This is a genomic window from Streptomyces sp. NPDC086766, assembly GCF_044746005.1.
Lineage (GTDB): Bacteria > Actinomycetota > Actinomycetes > Streptomycetales > Streptomycetaceae > Streptomyces.
Genome location: NZ_JBIVBI010000006.1, coordinates 398719 through 423864 on the forward strand (window position 1 = coordinate 398719; position 25146 = coordinate 423864).

21 protein-coding genes are annotated in these 25146 nt (G+C 74.4%); 11 read left to right on the forward strand and 10 right to left on the reverse strand.

Annotated elements, in window-relative coordinates; genetic code table 11:
- Positions 1–73 precede the first annotated feature (73 nt).
- The 5 genes from ACIPM1_RS14805 to ACIPM1_RS14825 form a co-directional block, all read right to left on the reverse strand.
- The gene (locus tag ACIPM1_RS14805) at positions 74–1423 is read right to left on the reverse strand and encodes an ABC transporter ATP-binding protein (RefSeq protein WP_402433801.1); all 1350 of its coding nucleotides are present in this window, start codon (positions 1421–1423) and stop codon (positions 74–76) included.
- Positions 1424–1666: 243 nt separating this feature from the next.
- Positions 1667–2422 (reverse strand): class F sortase, encoded by a 756-nt coding sequence (locus tag ACIPM1_RS14810; RefSeq protein ID WP_402433804.1) that lies wholly within the window; start codon positions 2420–2422, stop codon positions 1667–1669.
- Entirely contained in the window at positions 2409–3116 is a 708-nt protein-coding gene (locus tag ACIPM1_RS14815; RefSeq protein ID WP_356190216.1) for a hypothetical protein, read from the reverse strand. Before ACIPM1_RS14815 ends, ACIPM1_RS14810 begins: the two co-directional genes overlap by 14 nt.
- A 140-nt stretch (positions 3117–3256) precedes the next feature.
- Complete coding sequence (locus tag ACIPM1_RS14820; RefSeq protein ID WP_402433807.1) at positions 3257–5488, reverse strand: molybdopterin oxidoreductase family protein; 2232 nt, start codon at positions 5486–5488, stop codon at positions 3257–3259.
- A 125-nt stretch (positions 5489–5613) separates the two neighbouring features.
- On the reverse strand, positions 5614–6303 hold the full coding sequence (locus tag ACIPM1_RS14825; RefSeq protein ID WP_402433810.1) for a TetR family transcriptional regulator: 690 nt from the start codon (positions 6301–6303) through the stop codon (positions 5614–5616).
- 174 nt (positions 6304–6477) lie between these two features.
- On the opposite strand from ACIPM1_RS14825, the gene hmgA reads away from it, so the two are divergent.
- From hmgA to ACIPM1_RS14840, 3 genes are read left to right on the forward strand one after another with little or no spacing between them, the layout of a single operon-like run.
- Complete coding sequence (gene hmgA, locus ACIPM1_RS14830) at positions 6478–7818, forward strand: homogentisate 1,2-dioxygenase (RefSeq protein ID WP_402433813.1); 1341 nt, start codon at positions 6478–6480, stop codon at positions 7816–7818.
- A gap of 27 nt (positions 7819–7845) precedes the next feature.
- Positions 7846–8595 carry a GntR family transcriptional regulator gene (locus ACIPM1_RS14835; RefSeq protein ID WP_402433816.1) on the forward strand — a complete coding sequence of 250 codons (750 nt, stop codon included), beginning with the start codon at positions 7846–7848 and terminating at the stop codon, positions 8593–8595.
- Positions 8596–8628: 33 nt separating this feature from the next.
- A complete protein-coding gene (locus ACIPM1_RS14840; RefSeq protein WP_402433819.1) occupies positions 8629–9804 on the forward strand; it encodes a type ISP restriction/modification enzyme in 1176 nt (391 codons plus the stop codon).
- A gap of 139 nt (positions 9805–9943) precedes the next feature.
- On the opposite strand, the gene ACIPM1_RS14845 is transcribed toward ACIPM1_RS14840, so the two are convergent.
- On the reverse strand, positions 9944–10657 hold the full coding sequence (locus ACIPM1_RS14845) for a TetR/AcrR family transcriptional regulator C-terminal domain-containing protein (RefSeq protein WP_402433822.1): 714 nt from the start codon (positions 10655–10657) through the stop codon (positions 9944–9946).
- Between the two features lie 64 nt (positions 10658–10721).
- Here ACIPM1_RS14845 and ACIPM1_RS14850 point away from each other — a divergent pair, with 64 nt between their 5' ends.
- From ACIPM1_RS14850 to ACIPM1_RS14860, 3 genes are all read left to right on the forward strand, one after another.
- Positions 10722–11690 (forward strand): ATP-binding cassette domain-containing protein, encoded by a 969-nt coding sequence (locus ACIPM1_RS14850; RefSeq protein WP_402433825.1) that lies wholly within the window; start codon positions 10722–10724, stop codon positions 11688–11690.
- Positions 11687–12469 (forward strand): ABC transporter permease, encoded by a 783-nt coding sequence (locus ACIPM1_RS14855; protein ID WP_402433828.1) that lies wholly within the window; start codon positions 11687–11689, stop codon positions 12467–12469. Before ACIPM1_RS14850 ends, ACIPM1_RS14855 begins: the two co-directional genes overlap by 4 nt.
- A 78-nt stretch (positions 12470–12547) precedes the next feature.
- Positions 12548–13756 (forward strand): CaiB/BaiF CoA transferase family protein, encoded by a 1209-nt coding sequence (locus tag ACIPM1_RS14860; protein WP_402433831.1) that lies wholly within the window; start codon positions 12548–12550, stop codon positions 13754–13756.
- A gap of 61 nt (positions 13757–13817) precedes the next feature.
- Here the strand turns inward: ACIPM1_RS14860 and ACIPM1_RS14865 are convergent, their stop codons facing one another.
- The 3 genes from ACIPM1_RS14865 to ACIPM1_RS14875 form a co-directional block, all read right to left on the reverse strand.
- Positions 13818–14084, reverse strand: a complete 267-nt coding sequence (locus ACIPM1_RS14865) for a hypothetical protein (protein ID WP_356190191.1) — start codon at positions 14082–14084, stop codon at positions 13818–13820.
- Positions 14085–14199: 115 nt separating this feature from the next.
- A complete protein-coding gene (locus ACIPM1_RS14870; RefSeq protein ID WP_356190188.1) occupies positions 14200–15012 on the reverse strand; it encodes an anti-sigma factor in 813 nt (270 codons plus the stop codon).
- A complete protein-coding gene (locus ACIPM1_RS14875) occupies positions 15009–15551 on the reverse strand; it encodes a sigma-70 family RNA polymerase sigma factor (RefSeq protein WP_392193559.1) in 543 nt (180 codons plus the stop codon). The genes ACIPM1_RS14870 and ACIPM1_RS14875 overlap by 4 nt, the downstream gene beginning before the upstream one ends.
- Positions 15552–15759: 208 nt before the next feature.
- Here ACIPM1_RS14875 and ACIPM1_RS14880 point away from each other — a divergent pair, with 208 nt between their 5' ends.
- The 4 genes from ACIPM1_RS14880 (at position 15760) to ACIPM1_RS14895 (ending at position 22457) form a co-directional block, all read left to right on the forward strand.
- A complete protein-coding gene (locus tag ACIPM1_RS14880) occupies positions 15760–17301 on the forward strand; it encodes a DUF4331 domain-containing protein (RefSeq protein WP_402433836.1) in 1542 nt (513 codons plus the stop codon).
- A gap of 129 nt (positions 17302–17430) precedes the next feature.
- Positions 17431–19128, forward strand: coding sequence for a hypothetical protein (locus ACIPM1_RS14885; protein ID WP_402433839.1), 1698 nt, complete (start codon positions 17431–17433; stop codon positions 19126–19128).
- Positions 19125–20777, forward strand: a complete 1653-nt coding sequence (locus ACIPM1_RS14890) for a nickel transporter (protein WP_402433842.1) — start codon at positions 19125–19127, stop codon at positions 20775–20777. Before ACIPM1_RS14885 ends, ACIPM1_RS14890 begins: the two co-directional genes overlap by 4 nt.
- A 72-nt stretch (positions 20778–20849) precedes the next feature.
- Entirely contained in the window at positions 20850–22457 is a 1608-nt protein-coding gene (locus ACIPM1_RS14895) for a serine/threonine-protein kinase (protein WP_402433845.1), read from the forward strand.
- A gap of 4 nt (positions 22458–22461) precedes the next feature.
- Here ACIPM1_RS14895 and ACIPM1_RS14900 read toward each other — a convergent pair whose 3' ends face one another.
- Positions 22462–23265, reverse strand: coding sequence for an SGNH/GDSL hydrolase family protein (locus tag ACIPM1_RS14900; RefSeq protein WP_402433847.1), 804 nt, complete (start codon positions 23263–23265; stop codon positions 22462–22464).
- A 729-nt stretch (positions 23266–23994) separates the two neighbouring features.
- Between ACIPM1_RS14900 and ACIPM1_RS14905 the strand changes: the two genes are divergently transcribed.
- Positions 23995–25089: a DUF5925 domain-containing protein gene (locus ACIPM1_RS14905; protein WP_402433850.1), complete on the forward strand. Its 1095-nt coding sequence runs from the start codon at positions 23995–23997 to the stop codon at positions 25087–25089.
- Positions 25090–25146 lie beyond the last annotated feature (57 nt).

The following is a 25146-nucleotide window of genomic DNA, read 5'->3' on the forward strand; positions in this document are numbered from 1 at the left end:
TCGACAGGCCCATAAACTAGCGCCGATAGTTTTTGACCGCCACACCCCGCCCCGCCGAGGGAGCCCGGCCCGCTCACTCCTCCAGGCCCGGCAGCCGGTCCGGGGCGGGGCAGACGCGCTCGCCGTGCTGGTCGAACACGAACAGATGGGCGAGATCGACGAGGAGCGGGACCTGCATCCCGTGGCGCAGCCGGAGGTCCGGGCTGGTGCGCACCACCAGGTCGCCGGTCAGGCGCGGCTCGGCCTCGGCGGGATCGGCGAACCCGGGCCCGGCGTCGGCCGGGTGCTCCAGGACCACCACCGGGCCGGCCCGCAGGGCGCCCGCCCGGTCCCGCAGGCGTTCCAGGACGGTGCCCTCGCGGCGGCGCCGCCGGACCGGGCGGCGGGCGGGCCGCGGGGCCTCCAGATCCGTCACCACGGCGGGGCGGGAACCGGTGTTGAAGTGGACGAGGACCTCGTGCCCCTGGAACTCCACGTGCTCCACCAGCCCGGTGAGCGCCACCTCGCCGGGCCGGGCCGCCGAGCGTTCGGCGATGCGCACGGCCTCCGAGCGCAGGCCCACGATCACCTCGCGGCCCTGCTGCACCCGCAGCAACTGGTGGTCGCGGGAGAGGGGTTCGGGCAGGCGCAGGAACTGCTTGCCCAGGCTGATGGACATCGCGCCGTCCAGCGGGGCGCGGACCATACCGCGCAGCAGGTTGATCCGCGGGGTGCCGATGAAGGCGGCGACGAAGACGTTGCGGGGCAGGGCGTAGACCGCGCGCGGGCTGTCGAGCTGCTGGAGCACCCCGCCGCGCAGCACGGCCACCCGGTCGCCGAGCGACATGGCCTCCGCCTGGTCGTGGGTGACGTAGACCGTGGTGACGCCCAGCTCTCCGGTCAGCCGGGCGATCTCGGCGCGCAGGTGGTTGCGCAGCTTGGCGTCGAGGTTGGACAGCGGCTCGTCCATCAGGAAGGCGGACGGGTGGCGGGCGATCGCCCGGCCCATCGCGACACGCTGGCGTTCACCGCCGGAGAGCTGGCCGGGGAAGCGTTCGAGGAGGTCCTCGATGCCGAGCATCCGGGCCGTGGCGTCCACGCGGGTGCGCGGGTCCGCGCCGGGCGACTCGATGCGCAGCGGGAAGCCGATGTTGTCGCGGCTGGTCATGTTGGGGTAGAGGGCGAAGTTCTGGAAGACCATCGCCATGTCCCGCCCCGCGGGCGGCAGGTCGTTGGCGTACTCGCCGTCGAGCCGCAGCTCGCCCTCGGTGATCTCCTCCAGCCCGGCGATCATCCGGAGCACGGTGGACTTGCCGCAGCCGGAGGGGCCGAGCAGCACCAGGAACTCGCCCGGCGCGATGTCGAGCGACAGGCGGTCCACCACCCGGCCGCCGCCCTTGGTGTAGGTCTTGCTCACGTCGTGCAGAGAGATGGCGCGTGTCATGAGGGTGCCCCCGGGACTCGACCGAGCACTGGCGCTCCGCCGCCGAAACGCCTCGTGCGGGTCGTACGGGGCGTGTGAGTCACGGAAGCTAACGGATTGTGCGCACCGGGGGGAAGACATCGGTCGGGATCGGACGCTCCGTCCAGCGTGCGGGAAAGCGGACGGCGAGATTTCGCCACGCGCGGACGGCCCGTCGGGGGGACGGACGGGCCGTCGGGGGGACGGACGGGCCGTCCGGGCCCGTCAGGCCGTCGAGGTCAGATGGGCGAAGACGACGATGTTGCTGGAGTAGCCGGCCCTGCGGGTGAAGAGGCCGCCGCAGGTGATGATCCGGAGTTCGGGCCGGCGGCTGGGGCCGTACACCTCCTTGTCGGGGAAGCGCGACTTGTCGAAGACCCGCACCTTGTCCACGGTGTAGACGGCGGTACGGCCGTCCGCCCGCCGGGCCTCGACGCGGCTGCCCGGCGCCACCTGCCCGAGCGCGGCGAAGACGGCCGCGCCGGTCGTGGTGTCCCGGTGCCCCACGGCCACCGCGGTGCCGGACTCGCCCGGTGTGGGCCCCTGCTCGTACCAGCCGACCAGCTTCGGCTTGTCCACCGGTGGTGTGCCCAACTCCCGCTTGGCATCGATCCGTACGCCCATGACGGGGGCGTCGATCCCGAGGGAGGGGATGCGCAGCGAGGTCGCCCGGGAGCGGGACAGCGGCGGGGGCGGAGGGGAAGGCGGGGCGGTGGGACTCGCCGACGCCTCCGCGTCCGCCCCGTCCTCCGGGTCCGAGTGCCCGGAGTCCGAGGAGCCCGACCCGTCGTCCCCCGCGCCGGGAACGGCCGGGGCCACGGCGTCCGGGCCGCCGGCCAGGTCCGGCCCGGACCGACCGTGGGGTCCCGCGCACCGGACCCCCGCCGTCACCAGCACGACCGCCAGCACGGTGGTCCTGGCGAGGCGGTAGGCGCGGGTCCGGTACCAGGGGCGCCTGCGTCGGCGCCTACGCGGCACCATGGGGGCGCCGGCGGATCATCCGGAGGTACACCACACCGCTCACCACGACGAGGCCGACGGCCGCGGTCCCGGTCAGCGGCGAGAAGGCCGCGGCGGCCGGGACGAGACCGCCGCCGCCCGCGTGCACACCGCCCCGGGGACCGTCGTGGTCGCCGCGGCCCGGGGCCGCCTGCCCGCGCTCGTCGTCGTCCCGGCCCGACTCCCGGTCGCCGCGGCCGCCCTGGTCCTCGATCTGACCGCCCGGCCCCTGCCCCTCGTGCCGCTCGTTCTCCTCGCGGCAGTTGACGCGGAAGATCTTCTCCCTGGTGGTGCCGCCGGGGACGGCCCAGATCAGCCGGTACTGCCCGTCGGTCAGCCCGAGGGGTTCGGTGTGGCCGGCGCCGGCCGCGAGGACGATGGAGCCCCCCAGGGTGGCGGTGTTGGGCAGCGGGGGCTGCGCCTGGATGGTGTAGGCCACGTTCGTGAGCGCGTCGAAGTTGATGGCGTCCAGGTAGAACCTGCAGACCACCGGGTCGTCCTTCGGGACGCCGAAGGGCACGCCCACCCGGTGGATCTTGATGTCCCCGTTGTCTCCGGGGACGGCCGCGGCTGCGGGTGCCGCCAGCCACGTGGTTCCCGCCGCGGTGAGGGCCGCGAGGACGGCCGCCGCGCCGACACGGGTGCCGTGATTGCGTGGGAGTGTCAGGGGGGACATGCGGGCTCCTCCGAATCAGACGATTTTCATACAATCGCTCTTTTCGTCTGACTCTCTTTCACATCTCCCGCTCCGGTGACCGCACCGGAGCCCGACGCGCCGTCAGAGATCGCCCGTCCGGCGCAACCACGGCCCGCCCCTCATCGGGCCGGGGCGACCTCGACGGGGACGCCGTTGAGGACCGCGTTGCCCGAGAGCGGGTCGAGCAGGCTGCCGTCCAGGAGCTGGTTGACGTTGACCCCGGGGTCAGTGGCGGCGTGCGTCAGCCGGGTGCCGGGCCGGTCGTGGCCCCAGCCGTGCGGCAGGCTCACCACGCCGGGACGCACACCGTCGGTGACCTCGGCCGGGGCGGTCACCTCTCCCCCGGCGCCCTTGACCCGCACCGGGGCCCCGTCGCGGATGCCGAGGCGGGCGGCGTCCTCGGGGTGGACGTGCAGGGTGCAGCGGTTGGAACCGCCGGTCAGGGCGGGCACGTTGTGCATCCAGCTGTTGTTGGAGCGCAGATGGCGGCGGCCGACGAGGAGGAGCCCGGCCGGGCGTTCGCGCAGGGCCGCCCGCAGGCGCGGCAGGTCGTCCGCGAGCGGCCGCGGCAGCAGCTCGACCTTGCCGCTGACCGTCCTCAGCGGCTGCGGCAGGCGCGGGCGCAGCGGGCCGAGGTCGATGCCGTGCGGGTGCGCGAGCAGCTTCTCCAGACTCAGCCCGTCGGGCCGTACGCCGAAGCCGTCGCCGTAGGGGCCGAGGCGCAGCATCAGGTCGAGGCGCCGCTCGGGGCCGGTGTCGCCGGTGAGCCGTGCGGCGAGTTCGTGCGGGTCGCGGCCGTGGACGGGTGAGTGCGCGTCGCGGACCGCCTTGCCGAGGGTCTGGTCGATCACCATCGTGTCGACCGCCGACGGGTCGGTGCCGTCCATGCCCGTCACGGCCAGGATCAGCCGGGCCAGGATCTCGGTCTCGGCCATCCGGCCGGGCTCCAGGGGGACGGCCGGGCGGGTGTAGCGGACCTGGTGGCGTACGGCGAGGGTGTTGAAGGCGAAGTCGTGGTGCGGGCTCTGCGCGGGCGGCGGCGGGGGCAGGACGACGTCGGCGTGGCGCGAGGTCTCGTTCAGGTACGGGTCGACGCTCACCATGAAGTCGAGCGACTCCAGGGCCTTGTCGAGCCGGGCGCCGTCGGGTGCGGACAGCACGGGGTTGGCGGCGACGACGACCAGGGCGCGGACGGGCTCGCCGTCCTCGGTGGCGGTGTCGATCTCCTCGGCGAGCGCGGACAGCGGCAACTCGCCCTTCGCCTCGGGGTGCTTGCTCACCCGGGAGTGCCAGCGCCCGAGCGCGAAGCCGCGGCCGGGCCCGGCCGGCCGGGGCGCCTTGTCGGTGGCCGCCTGCGGGAAGAGGGCGCCGCCGGGCCGGTCGAGGTTGCCGGTGAGGATGTTGAGGACGTCCACCAGCCAGCTGGCTAGGGTGCCGTGCGCGACCGTGCAGATGCCGATGCGCGCGTACACGGCGGCGGCGGGTGCGGCGGCGAGCTCACGGGCCAGCGCGCGGATCGTCCCGGCCTCCACGTCGCACGCCCCGGCGACCTCCTCGGGGGCGAAGTCCTTCATCGCCTGGGCGAGTTCGTCGAGGCCCTGGACGTGCGGGTCCAGCGCGCCGAGGGCGACGAGGCCCTCCTCGAAGAGCACGTGCGCCATCGCCGCGAGCAGCAGGGCGTCGGTGCCGGGCCGGATCGCGACGTGCCGGTCGGCGAGGCGCGCGGTGCGGGTGCGGCGCGGGTCCACGACCGTGAGGGTGCCGCCGCGGGCCCTGAGCGCCTTGAGCCTGCCGGGGAAGTCGGGGGCGGTGCACAGACTGCCGTTGGACTCCAGGGGGTTGGCGCCGATCAGGAGCAGATGGCCGGTGTGGTCCAGGTCGGGCACGGGGATGGCGTTCGCGTCGCCGTAGAGCAGGCCGCTGGAGACGTGCTTGGGCATCTGGTCGACCGTGGAGGCGGTGAAGAGGCTGCGGGTGCCGAGGGCGCCGAGCAGGATGGGCGGATAGAGGGCGCCGGCCATGGTGTGCACGTTGGGGTTGCCGAGGACGACGCCCACGGCGTGCGGCCCGTACCGCTCCACGACCGGCCGGATCCCGGCGGCCACGGCGTCGAACGCCTCCTCCCAGGTGGCCTCGCGCAGCTCGCCGTCCTTGCGTACGAGCGGGGCGCGCAGCCGGTCCGGGTCGCCGTCGACGGCCCCGAAGGCCGCGCCCTTGGGACAGATGAACCCCTTGCTGAACACGTCCTCGCGGTCGCCGCGGGCGCCGGTGACCCGGGTGCCTTCGACGGTGAGCGTCAGCCCGCAGGTGGCCTCGCACAGGGGGCAGATTCGCAGGGCGGTGCGGGACACGGGTCCTCCCGGAGGGGCGGCGGCAGCGGCGCTGGGACGGGGGTGAGCATACCGACCGGTAGGCATGGAGGGGAGGGCCGCGGAGGTATCGCCGGGAATTCCGGTCCCGGCCCGCCCCGCCGGGCCTAGTCGAGCACGCGCCCCAGATAGGCCCGCAGCAGGGCGCGCGTCTCCTCGACGATCTTCCCGTCGCCCTGCGGGTCCACCCGGAAGGCCAGTTGGACGAGGGTGTCGGCGGTCTCCACGGCGACCAGGAAGACCCGCCGCAGATCCTCGTCGGGCTCGCGGCCCAGATGGCCGGAGAGCAGTTCGGTGAGGCGGTCGGCGACGCGGTGGTTGGGCTCGGCGTGCCGGGCGCCGACGGGGATCTGGTTGCCGAAGTCGACGAGCGAGAAGCCGGGGGCGGTGCGCTTCATCGCCAGGTACTCGTCGAGCACGGCGTCCATGGCCGCGCGCCAGTCCGCCGCGGGAGGCGGGCCGGGCACCCCGGAGGCGGCCCCGGGCTCCTCGCCGGGCGCGGGCGTGGCGGATTCCGGACCGGCGGCCCGCCGCAGACGCTCGCCGACCCGGTCGGTGTACCGCTCCAGGTTGCGCTGCGCGAGCGCGTCGACCATCGCCCGCTTGTTGCCGAAGAAGCGGTAGACGGAGCCGATGGGCACACCGGCCCGCTGGGCGACGGCGCGCGTGCTCAGGGCGTCGTAGCCCACCTCGTCGAGCAGGTCGGCGCAGACGTCCAGGATCCTGGTCAGCCGTTCGGCGCTGCGCCGCTGCACGGGCACACGGCGGAGCGATCTCGCGTGGGGCACGCCCCTCATGATGCCGTTCCGCGGCGATCCGGTGAAGCGCACCCCGGTCGCGCTCCGGGGGTGCGCCGCCCCGTGGCCCCGGAAGGTAGCGGCCGTCCCCCGCACGGAGGGCCCCGCCCTCTTGCGCGGGAGCAACCGCAATCCTACGGTGTTGCATAGGAATCAGGGCGCAAGGGAGCGATCATGAGCGGGGACGCACGCAAGACCGCCGAGGGACTGACCTACCTCTCCGGTTTCGGCAACGAGCACAGCTCCGAGGCGATGCCCGGAGCGCTGCCCGAGGGCCGCAACTCGCCGCAGCGCGCCCCCCTCGGGCTGTACGCGGAGCAGCTGAGCGGTACGGCGTTCACCGAGCCGCGCGCCCACAACCGCCGCTCGTGGCTGTACCGGATCCGCCCCTCGGCCGCGCACCCGGCCTTCGCCCGCACCGCCAACGGCGCGCTCCGCACGGCGCCCTTCAACCAGACGGTGCCCGACCCCAACCGCCTGCGCTGGAACCCGCTGCCGGAGCCCCCCGCGGGCACGGACTTCCTGGCCGGCCTGTGGACCCTCGGCGGCAACGGCGACGTCACCCAGCGCACCGGCGTCGCGGTGCACCTCTACACCGCCAACTCCTCGATGGAGCGGGTCTTCAGCGACGCCGACGGCGAGCTGCTGATCGTCCCGGAGCGGGGCGGGCTGCTGCTGCACACGGAGTTCGGGATGCTGCACGCCGAGCCCGGCCACGTGGCGCTGATCCCGCGCGGAGTGCGCTTCCGGGTCGAGCTCCTGGACACCGAGCCGGACGGCGGGCTCCGCGAGGCCGCGCGCGGCTACGTCTGCGAGAACTACGGCGCCCCCTTCCGGCTGCCCGACCTCGGCCCGATCGGCGCCAACGGCCTCGCCAACGCCCGTGACTTCCGCGCCCCGGTCGCCGCCTTCGAGGACGTCGAGGGCCCGGTGGAGGTGGTGAACAAGTTCTGCGGCAACCTCTGGAGCGCCACCTACGGCCACTCCCCGCTCGACGTCGTCGCCTGGCACGGCAACTACGTGCCGTACGTCTACGACCTGCGCCGCTTCAACGTCATCGGCACGATCTCGTACGACCACCCGGACCCGTCGATCTTCACGGTGCTGACCTCGCCGTCCGACACCCCGGGCCTGGCCGGCGTCGACTTCGTGGTGTTCGCGCCGCGCTGGCTGGTGGGCGAGGACACCTTCCGGCCGCCGTACTTCCACCGCAACGTGATGACCGAGTACATGGGCCTGATCGAGGGCGCCTACGACGCGAAGGCGGAGGGCTTCGTGCCGGGCGGGGGCTCACTGCACAACATGATGTCGGCGCACGGCCCGGACCGGGAGACGTTCGACCGGGCGAGCGCGGCCGAGCTGCGGCCGCAGAAGATCGACGACGGTCTCGCGTTCATGTTCGAGACCCGGTGGCCGCTGACGCTCACGCCACAGGCGGCACGGGCGGAGCACCTGCAGCGGCGGTACGACGACGTGTGGCAGGGCCTCGAACGGCACTTCCGCCCGTTGCGCTGAACGGTGCCGCCCGGTACGGATAGGCCCGTGACCTCTTTCGCCCCGGATTCGATCGTCCTGAACCGCAAGCTGCCGCTGTGGTACCAGGTGTCCCAGTCGCTGCGCGCCTCCATCCTCGGCCGTTCGGCCCGGGACCCGCTGCGCCTGCCCACCGAGGAGCAGTTGGCGGGGCACTACGGGGTGAGCGTGCTGACCATGCGGCAGGCGCTGAAGGAGCTGGAGGACGAGGGACTGATCACGCGCCACCGCCGGCGCGGCACCTTCATCGAGCCAGGTGCCACCCGTGGCGCGCCGGTCCGGCTCCTCGGCTCGGTCGACGCGATCGTGGCCCAGCAGTCCGGCATGACGACCGAGCTGCTGGACCACGGCCGGGCCCCCGTGCCCGCCGAACTCGCCGAGTACTTCCCCGATCTCGGCGAGGTGGCGACGTACCACCGGCTGCGCAGCGACGAGAAGACCGGCGAGCCCACCAACCACGCCCGCAACTACGTCCGTCCGGAGCTGGCCGCGCGGATCGAGCTGGGCGATCTGGTGCGGTGGCCGATGACGAAGGTGCTGCGGGACGTGGTGGGCGCGGACATCAGCCGGATCACCGACACCGTGGAGGCGCGGCTGGCCGACCCGGAGACCGCGCGGCTGCTCGAAGTGCCGCTGCTCAGCCCGATCCTGCACTACACGGGGGTCACCTACGACGCCCAGGGGCGGCCGCTCGACGTGGCGGTCATCCACTACCGGGGCGACCGCTTCTCCTTCACGGTCACGCTCGAGGCCACCTGACCCGCCCCCGCCGTACCGGCGGCCCGTCGTACGATGCCCGGCGTGACGCGCGACGACGCTCCGCTGCTGGCGGACCTCATGCCGTGGTCCGTCGCACCGCCGCGGCTGGGCCGGGGGTGGCCGGCGGCCCCCGACGCGGCGTGCCTGAAGACCCGCTGGGACGCCCTGCTCGAGGCCGACGGGCCCGGCCGGGAGAGCCTGTTCGAGCCGACGCGGTCGCGCACCGCGCACACGGCGGTCGGGCAGCTGCCCGGACGATCCGGCGGCACCGGGAAGCTGATCCGCGCCACGGGCCCGTGCGCGGAGCCGGTGCGCGTGCTGTACGGGGCTTTCGACGAGCAGTGGCTGATCCCCGACCACCGCCTGATCGACGCGGCCCGCCCCGAGCTGTGGCGGGTGGCGGACGCCGCGCAGGTCTTCGCCGTGGAGACGGGCGCCGCGCCCGGCGCGGCGGGCCCACCGCTGCTGGCCACCTCCCTGCTGCCGCTCCTGCGCCCGGGGCGCGTCCGCCCGCTGTACCGGCGCCCCGGCGGCGCGGAGCCGAACCTGGCACCGGGCCTGGCGGACCACCTGGCCGCCCGTCTCGGGCACTCCCCCGCCCCGGTGGACGTCCTCGCCTGGATCCTGGCGACGGTGCGCCCCGGCCCGGACGGACTCGCCGTCCCGCTCACCTCCGACCCCGCACTCTGGTCCGCGGCGCTGGAGGTCGGCCGCCGGACGCTGTGGCTGATGCGGCGCGACGGCGAACGCCCGAAGCTCCCCGGCGGCCGCCGCCCCTACGTCCGCGCCCCGCTGCCGCCGCGCCCGCTGACCCTGCGCTACGACCGGGACGAGGAGACGCTGCACCTCGACGAGGGCCGTATCTCCCCGGTGCCGCCGGGGGCCTGGGACTTCGAGGTCGGCCAGGTGCGCGTCCTGGAGCAGTGGTTCGCGGCCCGGACCGGGGAGGCCCAGCCGGGCACCCTGGCCGCGATCCGGCCGGCGGTCTGGCCGCAGACGTGGACCTCGGAGCTGCTGGAGCTGATCACGGTCCTGGCGCTGCTGGCGGAACTGGGGCCGCGGCGGGAGGCGTTGGAGCCGTCCTCCCCGATCACCGCGGCCGAGTTGCGGGCGGCGGGCGTGCTGCCGGTCCCGGGCGCGGCCCGCCGGCCCGCCTCCGTCCTCGACCATCACGAGGAGGGGCCGGAGGGGCAGTTCGCCCTGCTGTGACGGCGCACCGGCCCGTGCGGGCACCCCGGCCCGCGTCGGCACCGCGGCCCGCGTAGGCATCCCGGCCGGCGCTCGCGCCTCGGCCCGCGCCACGCGATCGGCCCGCGCCCGCGCAGGGGCTCGGCCGCCCGGCTCCGCCTCAGCCGCGCGGCTCGAACCCGTCCAGCACCCGCCTCAGCGCCCGTTCGAACACCGCCTCCAGGTCGATCGGCCCCGCGTCCTCCTGGAAGGCCGCCGCCATGCGCGGATAGGCGCCGGTGGCGATCTGACCACCGAGGTAGGCGATCCGCACCGCGGTCTCCTGCTCCTCCGACCAGGGCAGCGAGCGGGTGCGCTCGGCGGTGGCCAGCTCGTTGGACACGTACATCGTCACCACCGCGTTGAGCATGGCGACCAGTTCCATCTTGGTGCCGTAGGACGCCTCCAGGGGGTCCAGGCAGGTCAGGCAGTGCTCCAGGTAGCGCAGGGCGTGGGGGCTGAAGCCGTAGATCCCGGACATCAGACGGGGCAGCCAGGGGTGGCGCCGCATCAGGTCGCGGGTCTGGTGGCCGACCCGGACCATGTCGGCCCGCCAGTCCCCGGACGGCTCCCACAGTTCGTGCTCGGCGCTGACGGCGTCCACCATCAGCTCGTACAGGTCCTCCTTGCGGGGGACGTAGTTGTACAGCGACATCGTCCCGCAGCCCAGTTCGGCGGCGACGTGCCGCATGGACACCGCGTCCAGCCCGCCGGCGTCGGCGATGCGCACCGCGGCGGCCGCGATGTCGGCCCGGCTGTACGCCGGCTTCGGGCCCCGTCCCGTCCGCTCGGGACGGGCCCAGATCACTTCGGGTACGGCCGCTCGGCCAGCCATCGATCATCACCTCGCCCCACCATCGTAGTTACGTACACCGTACGTAGTGCGCTATGGTCGGGGCATGACTTCTACGTACGCTGTACTTAGTGAGGGTCTGGAGAAGCGGTTCGGGGAGGTCCGCGCCGTGCGCGGGCTGGACCTCGCCGTGGCCGAGGGGACCGTCTGCGGGCTCCTCGGACCGAACGGCGCGGGCAAGACCACGGCGGTACGGCTGCTCACCACGCTGCTGCGGCCGGACGCGGGGTCGGCGCGCGTCGCGGGACACGACCTGCTGCGCGAGGCGGCCGCCGTGCGGAGCCGCATCGCCGTCACGGGGCAGTCCGCGTCGGTGGACGGGGACCTCACCGGGCGGCAGAACCTGCGGCTGTTCGCCCGGCTGCACCGGGTCCGGGACCCGCGGGCCCGGGCCGGCGAGCTGCTGGACCGGTTCGGCCTGGCCGACGCCGCCGACCGGCCGGCGTCCACCTACTCGGGCGGGATGCGGCGCCGCCTGGACCTCGCGGCCAGCCTGATCCGCCGCCCCGACGTGCTGTTCCTGGACGAACCGACCACCGGGCTCGACCCGGCCGGCCGCACCAGCGTCCGGGACGCCGTGGGCGAGCTGAAGCGGCAGGGCACCACGGTGCTGCTGACCACGCAGTACCTGGAGGAGGCCGACCAGCTCGCCGACGAGATCGCCCTGGTGGACCGCGGCCGGGTCGCCCACACCGGCTCGCCGGGCCGGCTGAAGGCGCTCATCGGCGCGCACGCGGAGGTCGTCGTCGCGCACACCGACGCGATGACGCGGGCGGCGGCCGTCCTGGACCGACTCACCGGCGCCGAGCCGGTCTTCGACCACGACCGGCGGGCCGTGGGCGCGGTCTCCACCGACCCGACCCTCACCCTGCCCCGACTGGTCCGCGAACTCGACGCGGCGGGGGTGCCGTTGCTGGACGCGAGCCTGCGGCCACCGACCCTCGACGACGTCTTCCTCCGGCTGACCGCAGAGTCCCCCGCCCCCTCCACCGACCCCGAGGAGCTCGTGGCATGAACGCGTTGACCTACGACGGCACGGCGATGACGGTCCGGCAGCTGCGCCGGGTCCGCAACAACCCGGGGCTGGCGATCCTCTCCCAGCTGATGCCGATCAACATGCTGCTGTTCTTCGGCTACGTCTTCGGCAGCGCGCTGGCGATGCCCGGCCGGGAGTACCGGTCCTTCCTGGTGCCGGGGCTGCTGGTGGCGACCGCCGCGGGCGGGGTCATGACCGGGATGTTCCAGGCGGCCCAGGACACGCACCGGGGCGTGATGGACCGCTTCCGCACGATGCCGGTGAGCCGGGCGGCGGTGCCGCTCGGGCAGGTCGTGGCGGATCTGGCGGTCACGGCCGTCGGGACGGTGCCGCTGCTGCTGGTGGGCCTCGCGGTGGGCTGGCGGGCCGAGGGCTCGGTGCCGGCCACGCTGGGCGCGGTGGGCCTGCTGCTGCTGTTCCGGCTCGCATGCACCTGGGTCGGCGTCTTCCTCGGGCTGCTCACCCGCAGCGAGGAGGCCGCCGGGCAGCTCGGCGCCTCGACCTTCCTGCTGCCGCTGCTGTCCAACGCTTACATCCCCACCGACAACCTCGCGGGCTGGCTGCGCACCCTCGCCGAGTGGAACCCGATCAGCGCGGTGACCACGGCCCTGCGGACCCTCTTCGGCAACGCGCCCGTCCCCGAGGGCGCCGCCTGGCCGGTCGCCCACCCCGTCGCCGGCTCCCTGGCCTGGTGCGCCGTCCTGATCACGGTCTTCGCCCCGCTCGCCGTACGCCGCTGCACCCACGGGGAGCGCTGACCGGAACCGCGTCCACACCCCTGCCCGGCAGCGCCCCGTCGTGTGGGCGGCTGCTGACAAAGGTGGTGTCCGCGGGTCATGATCCGGGGCATGGAGCAACTCCCCCTGCCCCTGGAGGGCATCACCGTCGTCGCCGTCGAGCAGGCCGTCTCGGCCCCCTTCGCGACCCGTCAGCTCGCCGACCTCGGCGCCCGGGTCGTGAAGGTCGAGCGGATCGACGGCGGCGACTTCGCGCGCGGGTACGACACCGCCGCCGGCGGGCTCGCCTCGCACTTCGTGTGGTGCAACCGCGGCAAGGAGTCGATCGCGCTGGACCTCAAGGACCCCCGGGGACTGGCGGCCGTGCGGCGGCTGGTGGCGGACGCGGACGTGTTCGTGCAGAACCTCGCGCAGGGGGCGGCGGCCCGGCTCGGGCTGGACGCGGCCACGCTGTGCTCCGCGCACCCGCGGCTGATCGCCGTCGACATCTCGGGTTACGGCTCGGCGGGGCCGTACGCGGACAAGCGGGCGTACGACATGCTCGTGCAGTGCGAGGCGGGGCTGGTGTCGGTGACGGGCACGCCGGAGCAACCGGTGAAGGCGGGAATCCCGGCGGCGGACATCGCGGCGGCCATGTACGCCTTCTCGGGCGTCCTGGCGGCCCTGGTGCGGCGTGGCACCACCGGTCGCGGCGGCCCGGTGGAGGTGTCGATGCTGGAGGCGCTCACGGAGTGGATGGGGCACCCGCTGCACCACGCGATGCACGGCGGCGCCGCCCCCGCGCGCACCGGACTCGCGCACGCGGTCATCGCGCCGTACGACGCCTACCCGACGGCCGACGGCGGGAGGGTGCTGCTGTCGGTGCAGAACGACCGGGAGTGGCGGCGGCTGGCCGAACAGGTGCTGGAGCGTGCCGACTTGGGCGCGGACCCGGCGTTCGCGACGAACGCGGCGCGGGTGGCGCACCGGGAGCGCACCGACGACCTGGTCGCGAAGGCGCTGGGCGCGCTGGACGCCGACGAGGCGCTGGCCCGGCTGGAGGGCGCGGGCATCGCGTGCGCACGCCTGAGGGACCTGCACGAGGTGGCGGAGCATCCGCAGCTGGCGGCCCGGGAGCGGTGGCGGGAGGTGGGGACGCCGGTCGGGCCGCTGCGGGCTCCGCTGCCGCCGATCACGCTGCCGGGCGCGGCGGAGCCGCGGATGGGGGACGTGCCCGCGCTCGGACAGCACACCGAGGCGCTGCTGCGTGCCGTGGGGATGACGGACGACGAGATCGCAGCGTTGCGCCGGGACGGCGTGGCGGCCTGAACGCGGGCCCTGGAGGGACGCGGGTCCTCGGGAAGACGGCCCGGAGGGACGCCGGTGGCGCTCAGTGCCCGCCGAACAGCGAGCGGCGCAGCCGGCGCAGCGGCGCGAACAGCGACACCCGGCGGACCCGTGCCCCCCTGCCCGTGCGGTCGTGCGCGTTCCGCGCGGTCAGCTCGCGCATCAGCGAGGTCGCCTCGGCCGTCTCGCGCTGCGGGACGGCGGGGCCGGCCAGCACCGAGAGATGGCGGTCGAGGCGCGAGCTGGTCGCGCTGCTCCCGCACGTGATCGCAGGGACCCTCGCCCTGCTGCGCACAGTTATCTGCTCCATGTCACTCCCCACCCGTACGAGTCCACCCGGCCCGGGCAGAGTAACCCTATCGCCCCGTTGCGGCACTCGTGTATCGCGGTCACAGGATTCACCTACCCCGTAAGGGGGTTGACGACTACCCTCCGAATCCGACCGATTTCAAGGCGAGTTGAACAATTGGCTGCGTAGTCGGCCGATCTGAGCCCCCGTTCGGTTCGACGGTCACGGCGAGTGACGTGGACGCCGGAGTGAGACCCGCGGCGACCAAGGGCGTGTCGGCCTCGAAGAGCCCGAGGGAGCGCGGTTGTGCGCCGGGGCGCATGAGCCACAGCTGCCGCACCCGGCCGCTCGGCGCGGGGCCGTATCCGCTCAGGGTGACGACGGCCCGCCCCTCCGAGGCGGAAGCGATCACTCCGATACTGCCGCCCCGCGCGTCCTGGCCGGTGGCGGCCCGCGCGTCGGAGGCGCCGAGAACGTGGGCGATCTCACGTGCCCGGTCCCGCTGCGCCTCCGCCTGGTCCTGCGCCTCGCGGGCCTGCACGGCGAAGAGCGCGGCCACCACGAGCGCCGCGGCGGCGGTCACGGTGGCGAACGGGACGAGCAGGAGGCGCGGCCGGGGCGCACGGGTGCGCGCGGGCGGCGGCTGCGTGCCCCAGACGTGCGGCGGCAGTTGGGGTGTGTGGCCGCGGGCCGGGGCGGGCTCCTGCGGAGTGGTGCGCACGGCGGCCAGCACCCTCGCGCGCAGCGCGGCCGGGGCCGGGGCCGCCGCGGAGCAGGCCAGGCGCACCGCGTCCTCGGACAGTGCCCGGACCTCGGCGGCGCAGGGGTCGCAGTCCTTCATGTGCTTCTCGAATCGGAGGCGTTCGGCGGGTTCCAGCGCGTCGAGGGCGTAGGGCGCGGCGAGGGAGTGCAGGTCCTCGCGGCGGAACAGGCGGCCGAGCCGGCTCATGCCGCACCTCCCAGGCACTCGCGCATACGGGTGAGCCCGTCGCGCATCCGCGTCTTGACCGTGCCCAGCGGCAGCGAGAGCCGCTCGGCCACCTCACGGTAGGTGTAGCCGTCGTAGTAGGCGAGGGTGAGGGACTGCCGCTGGAGGGCGGTGAGCCGGTCCAGGCAGCGCCGTACCCACTGCCGCTCCAGCCCGGCCTCGACCTCCTCGGCGACCTGGTCGAAGGCGGGCGAGGCGGCGCGCAGGGCCTCGCGCTGATCGCGTTCGCCGGCGGCGCGGGCGCTGCGCACCCGGTCGACGGCGCGCCGGTGGGCCAGGGTGAGCACCCACGACAGGGCGCTGCCGCGGCCGGGGTCGAACCGCCGGGCGGAGCGCCAGAGTTCGAGCAGCACCTCCTGGGCCACCTCCTCGGACTGCGCGGGGTCGCGCACCACCCGCCGCACCAGCCCGTACACGGGCCCGGACACCAGACCGTAGAGCTCCTCGAATGCCTTCTGGTCGCCCCCTGCGACGAGCACCAGAAGTTCGTCCGCCTCCACTGCCGTCCCCCTCTCCGCCGGCCGCCGCGGGCCGGTCCCTCAGGCGAGGCGTCCGCGGTGCGCACACCTCCTGACGGTGTTACGGATCAGCGGGCCGAAAACGCGGGTCGAGCAGGCGGAAAGAAAAATCTCCGCGCCGACCAATCCGCCTCCGCGGGGTCTCCGAATGCCCGGTCGACAGGCAAGTCGGCACTGAGGACGGAACGGCATGACACCTATTTCCAGTCTCTGGGGCGGTCCGGGGCGCAGGGGCCTGGCCGGCCTCGTCTGCGCGGCGCTGGCCGCCGGGGGGCTCACGGCCGTCGGCGTGGCCGCGCTGGAACCGGGGGCGGCCTCCGCCTCCAGCCACCGGGAGGCCCCGCTCATCTCGGGCACCCCGCAGTACGACAACACCGACGTGTACGCGTTCGTCAGCCCGGACAAGCCCGACACCACGACGATCGTGGCGAACTGGATACCGTTCGAGGAGCCGGCCGGCGGACCGAACTTCTACACCTTCGCGGACGACGCGCAGTACGACCTGCACGTGGACAACAACGGCGACGCGCAGAGCGAGCTGATCTTCCGCTACACCTTCACGACGCACGTCAAGAACAAGAACACCTTCCTCTACAACACGGGTCCGGTGAGGAGCCTCGACGACCCGAACCTCAACGTCACGCAGACGTACGACATCGACCTCATCAAGCTGCGCCACCAGAAGCTGGTCTCCAAGACGCGCCTCGCGGACAACGTGCCGGTCGCCCCGTCGAACGTCGGCAAGGCGTCGATGCCCGACTACGGCAAGCTGCGCGACCAGGCGATCCACAAGACGGCCGGCGGCGCGGCGACCTTCGCCGGGCAGGCCGACGACCCCTTCTTCCTCGACCTGCGCGTCTTCGACCTGCTGTACGGCGGGAACCTCTCCGAGGTGGGCCGGGACACCCTCAAGGGCTACAACGTCAACTCGATCGCCCTGCAGGTGCCGAACGACCTGATCCGCGAGTCGGCCGCCCAACCGGTTGTGGGCATCTGGTCGACCACCCAGCGCAAGAACGCCCGCGACGGCTGGAGCCAGGTCTCGCGCCTCGGCAACCCGCTGGTCAACGAGGTCGTCAACCCGCAGAAGGACAAGGACAGGTTCAACGCGTCCGCGCCCTGGGACGACGCGCAGTTCCTGAAGAACGTCACCAACCCCGAACTGCCCAAGCTGATCGAGCAGATCTACAAGATCAAGGCGCCCGCCGAGCCGCGCAACGACCTGGTCGACGTCTTCCTCAAGGGTGTGAAGGGCCTCAACCAGCCGCCGCACGTGAAGCCGTCGGAGGAGCTGCGCCTGAACACCTCCGTCAAGCCGAGCGCGCACCCGAAGCGGCTGGGCGTCCTCGACGGCGACAACGCGGGCTTCCCCAACGGCCGCCGACTCACCGACGACGTGGTCGACGAGGCGCTGCAGGTGATGGAGGGCGAACTGGTCGGCTCCAAGAACGACCTGGGCGACGCGGTCGACGCCAACGACAAGAAGTTCGAGAAGTACTTCCCCTACGTGGCCCAGCCGACGTCCGGTTCGCGCGGGCAGCTCGCCAAGGGCACGACCAGCGGGACCGACGTGCGCAGCCAGCTCGGCGACGCGCTGCAGCCGGCGGGCGCGTCCTCCGGCTCCGGCGACACCGTCCTGATCGCCTCCTCGGCGGCCTCGGGCGCGGCCGGGATCCTGCTCCTCGGCACGGCTCTGGCGTGGTGGCGCCGCCGGATGCGCCGGCCGTACTGACCCGCCGGCCCCACCGACTGGCGCGGCCCGCGCTCACCCCATCCCCCACGGCGCGGGCCGCGCCGCCCCACGCGACGACTTCGTCCACCACCGAGCACATCGCACCACCCAGGCGACCGAGGAGAGGGCATGGCCCCGCGGAGCAACGACAACGCGCCGGACGACGGCCCGGGCGACCACCCCGCCGTACCGCCCACCGCAGAACCCGCCGAACCGCCCGCCCGGCCCGCCGTGGCGGCGGACGGAAGGACGGTGGACGCCGGGACGGTGGACGCGGCGGAGGAGCCGGCCGACAGGGGCGACGCGCGGGTCGCCACGGCGGACGCGGGGCGCGAACCCACCCGCCGCGACGACACGCGGACCACCATTGCGGGAGCGACGGAACAACCCACCGACGCCGACGACACACCGACCACCGCGGCGGACGCGGCCGAACACCCGAGCGACAGCGACGGGCGAGTGGCCGCCGTGCGGCGGGTCGCGGCGGCCGGACGGCGGTGGCGGGCGGCGCGGCTCGCCGGCTCCTCGCTGCTGCTGGCCGTGGCGCTCACCGGCGGGGCGATCGCCGTGGGGGCCGCCCGGGACCCGGGAGGCGTGCCCGCGGCCTCCGCGGCCCCCGCCGTGTCGCCCGAACTGCTCGCCGGCGGCGGCCTCGACGCGAGCGTCGTCTCGCTCCAGGCCCATCTGCGCGGGCAGCCCCGGGACCACGACGGCTGGGCCACCCTCGGACTCGCCTACGTCGAGCAGGCGCGCACCAAGGGCGACCCGGCGCTCTACCCGCGGGCCGGGCGGGCGCTGGCCCGCTCGCTGGAGCTGGCGCCCGGCAACGATGTGGCGCTGGCCGGGCGCGCCGCGCTCGCCGCCGCCCGGCACGACTTCGTGGACGCCCTGGCCTACGCGGACCGTGCCCTGCGGCAGAACCCGTACAGCGAGCGCGCCCTGTCCTCGCGCATCGACGCCCTGGTGGAACTCGGCCGGTACGGCGAGGCGGCGCGGGCCGCCGACACGGCCGACGCCCGGCGCCCCGGCATCCCCGTCTTCACGCGCTACGCCTACGTGCGCGAACTGCGCGGCGACGTCAGCACCGCCCGCCGCGTCCTCACCCGGGCCCTCGACTCCGCCACCTCCCCGGGCGACATCGCGTACGTCGCCACGCAACTCGGCCTGCTCGCCTGGAACCAGGGCGACTACCGGACCGCCCTGCGCCAGTACGCGCGGGCGCTGGCCGCCGACGACGCCTGCCTCCCCGCCCTGGAGGGCCGCGCCCGGGCCCGGGCCGCGAGCGGTGACCGCGCGGGCGCCCTCAAGGACATGGAGGCCGTCGTCGCCCGCTACCCGCTGCCCGGCCCGCTCGTCGCACTCGGCGAGCTGTACGAGGCCCGGGGCGCCGCCGGCGACCGGAAGCGGGCGCACGCGCAGTACGCCCTCGTCGACGCCTGGATCGCGCTGGCCCGCGCGGGCGGCGTCAACGCCGACCTGGACACCGCGCTCGCCGCCGCCGACCACGGCGACCCCAAGGCCGCCCTGCGCGCGGCCCGCGCCGAATGGGCCCGCCGCCACACCGTGCACACCGCGGACGCCCTCGCCTGGGCCCTGCACGTCAACGGCCTCGACCAGGACGCCCTTCCCTACGCCCGGCAGGCGGCGGCCACCGGCTACCGCAACGCCGCCTTCCTCTACCACCGCGGCATGATCGAGCGCGCCACCGGCCACCCGGAGGACGCCCGCACCCACCTCGCCGCCGCGCTGCGGCTGAACCCGGGCTTCTCCCCGCTGGGCGCCCGCACGGCCCGTACCGCCCTGAAGTCCCTGGAGGCGGCCCGATGAGGCCCCGCCGTGTACTCGCCTCCGCCGCGGCCGTCTTCACGGCCGCCTGCGCCCTGGTCGTCGTGCTCTCCGCCGCCGCGAGCGCGCATCCCCTCGGCAACTTCACCGTCAATCGCTACGACGGCCTGGTCACCGCCCCCGGCCTGCTGCGCGTCGACCACGTCGAGGACCTCGCGGAGATCCCGGCGACCCAGGCCGGGCCCGACATCGAGCGGCTCGGCGCGACCGCGTGGGCCCGGCGGCGGTGCGAGCGGGCCGCGCGGGGCAGCCGGCTCACCGTCCAGGGGCGGAGGTCCGCGCTCGCCGTCCGCGGCAGCCACGCGCGGACGCGTCCCGGCCAGGCGGGCCTGCACACCCTCCGGGTCGAGTGCGCGCTGACGGCGCCGCTGCCGAAGCGCGGCACGGTCACCGTGGGCTTCCGCAGCGCGGGAGCGTCCTCCGGGCCCGGCTGGCGGGAGATCACGGCCGCCGGCGACCGTACGACACTCACCGTGTCCGACGTGCCGAAGACCTCCACCTCGCACGAACTCACCAGCTATCCGAAGGAGTTGCTCTCCTCCCCCGCGGACACCTCCACCGCCCTCCTGCGGGTGCGCCCCGGCGGTCCCGCCCTCGTCGAGGACCGGGCGGACGCGCCCGCCGCCTCCGTCCTCCCGCGCGGCGCCGACCGCTGGACCCGCGCCCTGGACGACCTGGTCGCCCGCCACGACCTCACCCTCGGCTTCGCCGCCCTCGCCCTGGTGATCGCGGTCGGTCTGGGCGCCCTGCACGCCCTGGCGCCGGGCCACGGCAAGACCCTGATGGCCGCCACGGCGGCGGCACGCGGTGGGCGCGCCCGCCTCGGGGACGTCCTCCCCCTGGCCGCGTCGGTGACGGTCACCCACACCCTCGGCGTGGTCGCCCTCGGCCTCCTGGTCACCGCGGGCTCGGCCGCCGCGCCCTCGGTGATCGCCTGGCTGGGACTCGCCAGCGGCGTCCTGGTGACCGTCGCCGGCGCGAACCTCGTACGCCGTGCCTGGCGCAACCGCGCGCACGGCCACAGGCACTCCCACGAACACGGGCACGGGCACGGGCACGAGCACTCCCACGAACACGGGCACGGGCACGGGCACGGGCACGGGCACGGGCACGGGCACGCGCACGACGACAGGCACGACCATGCCCACGCCCAGGACCCGGCACACGCGCACGACCACGACCCCGGCCACACACACGACCGGGGGCACGAGTCCGGGCACCACCATCCCCACCCCGCCGCCGTCGCCCACACCCACGGCGGCGTCACCCACACCCACCCCACCGCCCCCACCCTGCGCGGCACGCTCCTGCTCGGCTTCGCCGGCGGGCTGGTGCCCAGTCCCTCGGCCGTGGTCGTCCTGGTGGGCGCGGCCGCGCTGGGGCAGGCCTGGTTCGGGCTGCTGCTCGTGGTCGCCTACGGTGCCGGGCTCGCCCTGACCCTCACCGCCGCCGGGTTCGCCGTCGTCCGGCTGGGCAGCGGCGTCTCCCGGGTGCTGGACCGGCGCCCACGCTGGACCGCGGGCCCGCTGGCGGCCCTGGTGCGCCGGACCGCGCCGCTGGGATCGGCCTGCGTCGTCCTGGCCCTCGGTGCCGGATTGGTGCTCAAGGGGGCGGCATCCGCACTGGGCTGAGCTACTTTTGGGGAGAAATCACGCGAGTCACGTCGAGTGGAGACATCGCCGGGAAGCGAATGGGGGGCGCCGGTGTCCGAAGAACCGGGCCGTGAGCGTGTGATCGCGGGCCGCTACCGTCTCCTGTCCCCGCTCGGCGAGGGCGGCATGGGAACCGTGTGGCGCGCCCGCGACGAGGTGCTGCACCGCGAGGTCGCGGTCAAGGAGGTGCGCGCGCCGGCGGGGCTGGCGGCCGCCGACGTGGAGCGGATGTACACGCGGCTGGAGCGCGAGGCGTGGGCGGCGGCCCGGGTCTCGAACCGCAATGTGGTCACGGTGTACGACGTGGCCACCGACGGCGGCCGCCCGTGGGTCGTCATGGAGTTGGTGCGCGGGCTGTCGCTTGCCGACCTGCTGGAGGCCGAGGGCCCGATCGGCCCGCAGCGCGCCGCGCACATCGGTGCGGAGGTGCTGTCCGCGCTGCGCGCCGCGCACGCCGCCGGGGTGCTGCACCGCGACGTGAAGCCGGCCAACGTGCTGTTGGCGAACGACGGCCGGGTGGTGCTCACCGACTTCGGCATCGCCACGGTCGAGGGCAGTTCGGCGCTGACGATGACGGGCGAGGTGATCGGCTCCCCGGAGTTCCTGGCCCCGGAGCGGGCGCTGGGCCGCACCCCGGGCCCGGAGTCGGACCTGTGGTCGCTCGGGGTGCTGCTGTACGCGGCCGTCGAGGGCAGCTCGCCGTTCCGGCAGGACACCCCGCTGAGCACCCTGCGCGCGGTCGTCGACGAGGAACTGCCGCCCGCGCGCCGGGCCGGTCCCCTCGCGCCGGTCATCGAGGGACTGCTCCGCAAGGACCCGGCGGAGCGGATGCCGGCCGAGCGGGCCGAGCGGGACCTGCGCCTCGTCGGGGCGGGCGGCACACCCCGTGCGGACCCCGGACCGGCGGCCGCGTACGCGCCGACGGTCGCCACCGTCCGGGAGGAGCGGTCGCCGACCCCGCCGCTGCCGCTCCCGCCGGCCGGGACCGGGCCCACCCGGGCCGCGGCGGCGGCCCGCGAGCGCCCGGACGGCGGTCGCCGTACGGCCCTGGTGCTGGTCGCGGGCCTGGCCGCCCTCGCGCTGGCCCTGGCCGGGCTGACGTACGCGCTGCTCGACCGGAGCGGCGGGGGGAGGGGGAAGGAGAGCGCCGGCACCACCGGCGGCAGCCGGGCCGGGGTGACGCCGTCGCCGACGCCGAGCGAGGACCACACCCGTGACGGTGGCGCTGCGAGCGCCTCCCCGGGCGGCGGCTCGTCCCACTCCGCTCCGCAGTCGGTGAGGGTCGCGCTGACGGGGACGCACACGGCGTACTCCGGGACGTGCCCGCCGCCGCGTGCCGGGGCGCCGTCCTTCACGGCGACGTTCACGGTGGGCCGGCTGCCCGCGGAGGTCTCCTACCGCTGGGTGCTGCGCGACGGCGAGGTCTCCGACCCCGGTTGGAAGACGCTGTCGTTCCCGGCGGGCGGGGGGAGTTCCCGGCAGGACACGGTGGCCGTCACGACGTACTCGGACGGTGGGACGTACCACGACGCGATCGGTGTCGAGGTGCGGGCGCCGGTGCGCACCGCCTCGGACACGGTGCCGTTCTCGGTGACCTGCGTGACGGAGACCCCGACGGGCGGGGCCTCCGCTTCGCCAACGGCCTCGGCCTCCCCGTGACGGGTCAGGCCGCGTTGGTGAGCACCGGCAGGTAGCCGCCGGACTGGCCGGCCGCGGTGGGGTGGTACGACTCGCCGATGTTGAGCCAGTTGACGCTGTGCAGCCAGGAGCTGCCGGAGCAGATTTCGTGGCCGGTGAAGGTCGTGCGGACGTCGCCGAAGACGAAGCCGTGGTTCGCGACGACCTTGGCGATGGCGGCGTCGAGGTGGTCGGCCGCGTCGTTGATGGCGGACCGCTTGGTCTCGGACAGGCCGAGGCAGTAGGTGCCGAGCTTGTAGAAGCGCGGGTAGCCGAGGACGACGACCCGGGCCGACGGGGCCTTGGCGCGGATCGACGAGTAGACGTTGTCGAGCTTGCCGGGCAGCGTCGAGTCGACATAGGCCATGGCGGTGTTGATACGGGAGAGACAGGTGCTGTCGGACGACGTCACACAGGTCGTCATGACGTCGGCGAATCCCGCGTCGTTGCCTCCGATGGTGAGGGAGACCAGGGCGGTGGAGGAGCTGAGCGGGCCGAGCTGGTTGGCCAGGACGTCGTCCGTGGTGGCGCCCGAGCAGGCGGTGAAGTCGAACGACGACGGCGTGTGAGCCGCGTTCCAGAGATAGGGGTACGCCTTGGTGCTGCGGTCGCAGCTGCCGCTGGAGCTGATGTAGCTGCCCGCGCCGACCCCCGAGGAGTAGGAGTCGCCGAGGGCCACGTAGCCGCCGGCGGCCAGTTCGGATGCCTGCGCCGACGCGGCCCCGGTGAGAGCGATACCGGCGGCCAGGAGGAGGGAACTGACGTATGCGGTAAATCGGGAACGTCTCATGGAACCTCCCTTTAGCAGGATCTCTGCCACAACTGTGGTAGCAGCTACGCGTGTTGACTGGAAGTGTTCATGCCAAAACTTTTTCGCCGCTCAACAGAATCCATGAAGTCGTCAACAACCCACCCCTGACGCATACTCAGACAAATCACCCGAACGGATACGGTCCGAAAAAGGGCACACCGCTCCCCCGAACGCATGTTCAGAACCGGGCGCGAAGCGACGGCGTGTCCGACTGCCGGGGCCTGGTGCACCGCCCCGGCTTCACCCGGGACGCCCGGGACCCTGCGAGTGCGACCACCTGGTGGCGGGTCAGGAGCCGTTCGAGGCCGGAGCCTCCGGCGCCTTCCCCTCCCCGGTGATGGACGCCGGGCGTGCCGTGCGCCCTGTCGCCGTCGCGCGCGGTGCCGGCCGTGCCGCCGCTCCCGGTCAGGGCGCCGACCAGCGTCACGACCAGGGCCGGAACGGCCGCGTCGACGCCCCCCAGTGCGGTGAGCCGCCACCGCCGCTCCCCCGAGCTCCACCCGTGACGCCCCCTCAGCGGCGACGGTAACGGCAGAAATCGCCCGCCGGGCAGGTGTCGCCGGGCGACGACTTCGCCACAGGACGGGCGAGACCGCACCACGGCGGACGACTCCGTACGAGCGGGGACGGAGCGGAGAGATCCGCGACACTTCACGCGCACCTCGGAAAGCGGGTGCGTCCGGCGGTCCCGTGACGGATCATGGCGGCATGTCTGCCAACCCACACGACGCTCTGCCGATCCGGCTCAACGTCGACGACTCCGACTCGCCGTCCGACGTCGTCGACGCGCTGTTCCTCGGCCGCTTCGCGAAGGGCGAGCAGCCGTACTCGCACGCGGTGAACATCGACCGCGTCCGCTCCGGCGCCACGCTGCTGCCCGCGGGTGCCCGGGTGCTGCGCACGGCCCGCGACGACGACCGCAGCGCCACCCTCGCGGAGGGCGACGGCTGGACGCTGCTGGTCTCCCGCTGGAACCGGGGCGCCGACGTCACCGTCACCGCGACCACCGCCGAGCTGGCCGAACAGGTGCTCGGCGAGGCGACGGACGGTGCGGCGGACGAGCCGGAACCGCAGCCGGAGAACGTGACGATGGGCTTCTGGTACGTGTCCCCGCGCCGCGGACCGCACCGCACCACCCGCCAGATCTCCGCGGGCACCTGGGACGAGGTGCGGGCGAACTACACGGCCCCGGTGGCGGACGCGATGGACCGCCTGATGAAGACGACCCCGGAGACCATCGCGGGCCGGCTGCTCCTGCTGCACGGCCCGCCGGGCACGGGCAAGACGTCGGCGCTGCGGACGCTGGCCCGCTCGTGGCGGGACTGGTGCCAGGTGGACTGCGTCCTCGACCCCGAGCGGCTCTTCTCCGACGTCGGCTACCTGATGGACATCGCCATCGGCGAGGAGGACGTGGCGGGCAAGGGCCGCTGGCGGCTGCTCCTGCTGGAGGACTGCGACGAGCTGATCCGCGGCGAGGCCAAGCACACCGCGGGACAGGCGCTGTCCCGGCTGCTCAACCTCACCGACGGCCTGCTCGGCCAGGGCCGCAACGTGCTGGTCGGGGTCACGACCAACGAGGACCTGGAGCGCCTGCACCCGGCGGTGGTCCGGCCTGGCCGCTGTCTGGCCCGGATCGAGGTGGGGCCGCTGACCCGCGCGGAGTCGGTGAGCTGGCTGGGCACCGACCAGGGCGTCGGCCGCGACGGCGCCACCCTGGCGGAGCTGTACGCCCTGCGCCGGGGCACGTCCCCGACCGCCCTGCCGGAGCCCCGGGGCGGGGTGGACGCGGGGCTGTACCTGTGACGCGGAGTGCGCGGGCGACCGCGGGAGGACCGGTGCCGCGGCCGGTGCTTTGATGGT

Coding starts and splice junctions, on each gene's coding strand:
- ACIPM1_RS14805 (WP_402433801.1), bottom strand. CDS start 1,423: ATGACACGCGCCATCTCTCTGCACGACGTGAGCAAGACCTACACCAAG.
- ACIPM1_RS14810 (WP_402433804.1), bottom strand. CDS start 2,422: ATGGTGCCGCGTAGGCGCCGACGCAGGCGCCCCTGGTACCGGACCCGC.
- ACIPM1_RS14815 (WP_356190216.1), bottom strand. CDS start 3,116: ATGTCCCCCCTGACACTCCCACGCAATCACGGCACCCGTGTCGGCGCG.
- ACIPM1_RS14825 (WP_402433810.1), bottom strand. CDS start 6,303: ATGAGGGGCGTGCCCCACGCGAGATCGCTCCGCCGTGTGCCCGTGCAG.
- hmgA (WP_402433813.1), top strand. CDS start 6,478: ATGAGCGGGGACGCACGCAAGACCGCCGAGGGACTGACCTACCTCTCC.
- ACIPM1_RS14840 (WP_402433819.1), top strand. CDS start 8,629: ATGCCCGGCGTGACGCGCGACGACGCTCCGCTGCTGGCGGACCTCATG.
- ACIPM1_RS14845 (WP_402433822.1), bottom strand. CDS start 10,657: ATGGCTGGCCGAGCGGCCGTACCCGAAGTGATCTGGGCCCGTCCCGAG.
- ACIPM1_RS14850 (WP_402433825.1), top strand. CDS start 10,722: ATGACTTCTACGTACGCTGTACTTAGTGAGGGTCTGGAGAAGCGGTTC.
- ACIPM1_RS14855 (WP_402433828.1), top strand. CDS start 11,687: ATGAACGCGTTGACCTACGACGGCACGGCGATGACGGTCCGGCAGCTG.
- ACIPM1_RS14860 (WP_402433831.1), top strand. CDS start 12,548: ATGATCCGGGGCATGGAGCAACTCCCCCTGCCCCTGGAGGGCATCACC.
- ACIPM1_RS14865 (WP_356190191.1), bottom strand. CDS start 14,084: ATGGAGCAGATAACTGTGCGCAGCAGGGCGAGGGTCCCTGCGATCACG.
- ACIPM1_RS14870 (WP_356190188.1), bottom strand. CDS start 15,012: ATGAGCCGGCTCGGCCGCCTGTTCCGCCGCGAGGACCTGCACTCCCTC.
- ACIPM1_RS14880 (WP_402433836.1), top strand. CDS start 15,760: ATGACACCTATTTCCAGTCTCTGGGGCGGTCCGGGGCGCAGGGGCCTG.
- ACIPM1_RS14885 (WP_402433839.1), top strand. CDS start 17,431: ATGGCCCCGCGGAGCAACGACAACGCGCCGGACGACGGCCCGGGCGAC.
- ACIPM1_RS14890 (WP_402433842.1), top strand. CDS start 19,125: ATGAGGCCCCGCCGTGTACTCGCCTCCGCCGCGGCCGTCTTCACGGCC.
- ACIPM1_RS14900 (WP_402433847.1), bottom strand. CDS start 23,265: ATGAGACGTTCCCGATTTACCGCATACGTCAGTTCCCTCCTCCTGGCC.
- ACIPM1_RS14905 (WP_402433850.1), top strand. CDS start 23,995: ATGTCTGCCAACCCACACGACGCTCTGCCGATCCGGCTCAACGTCGAC.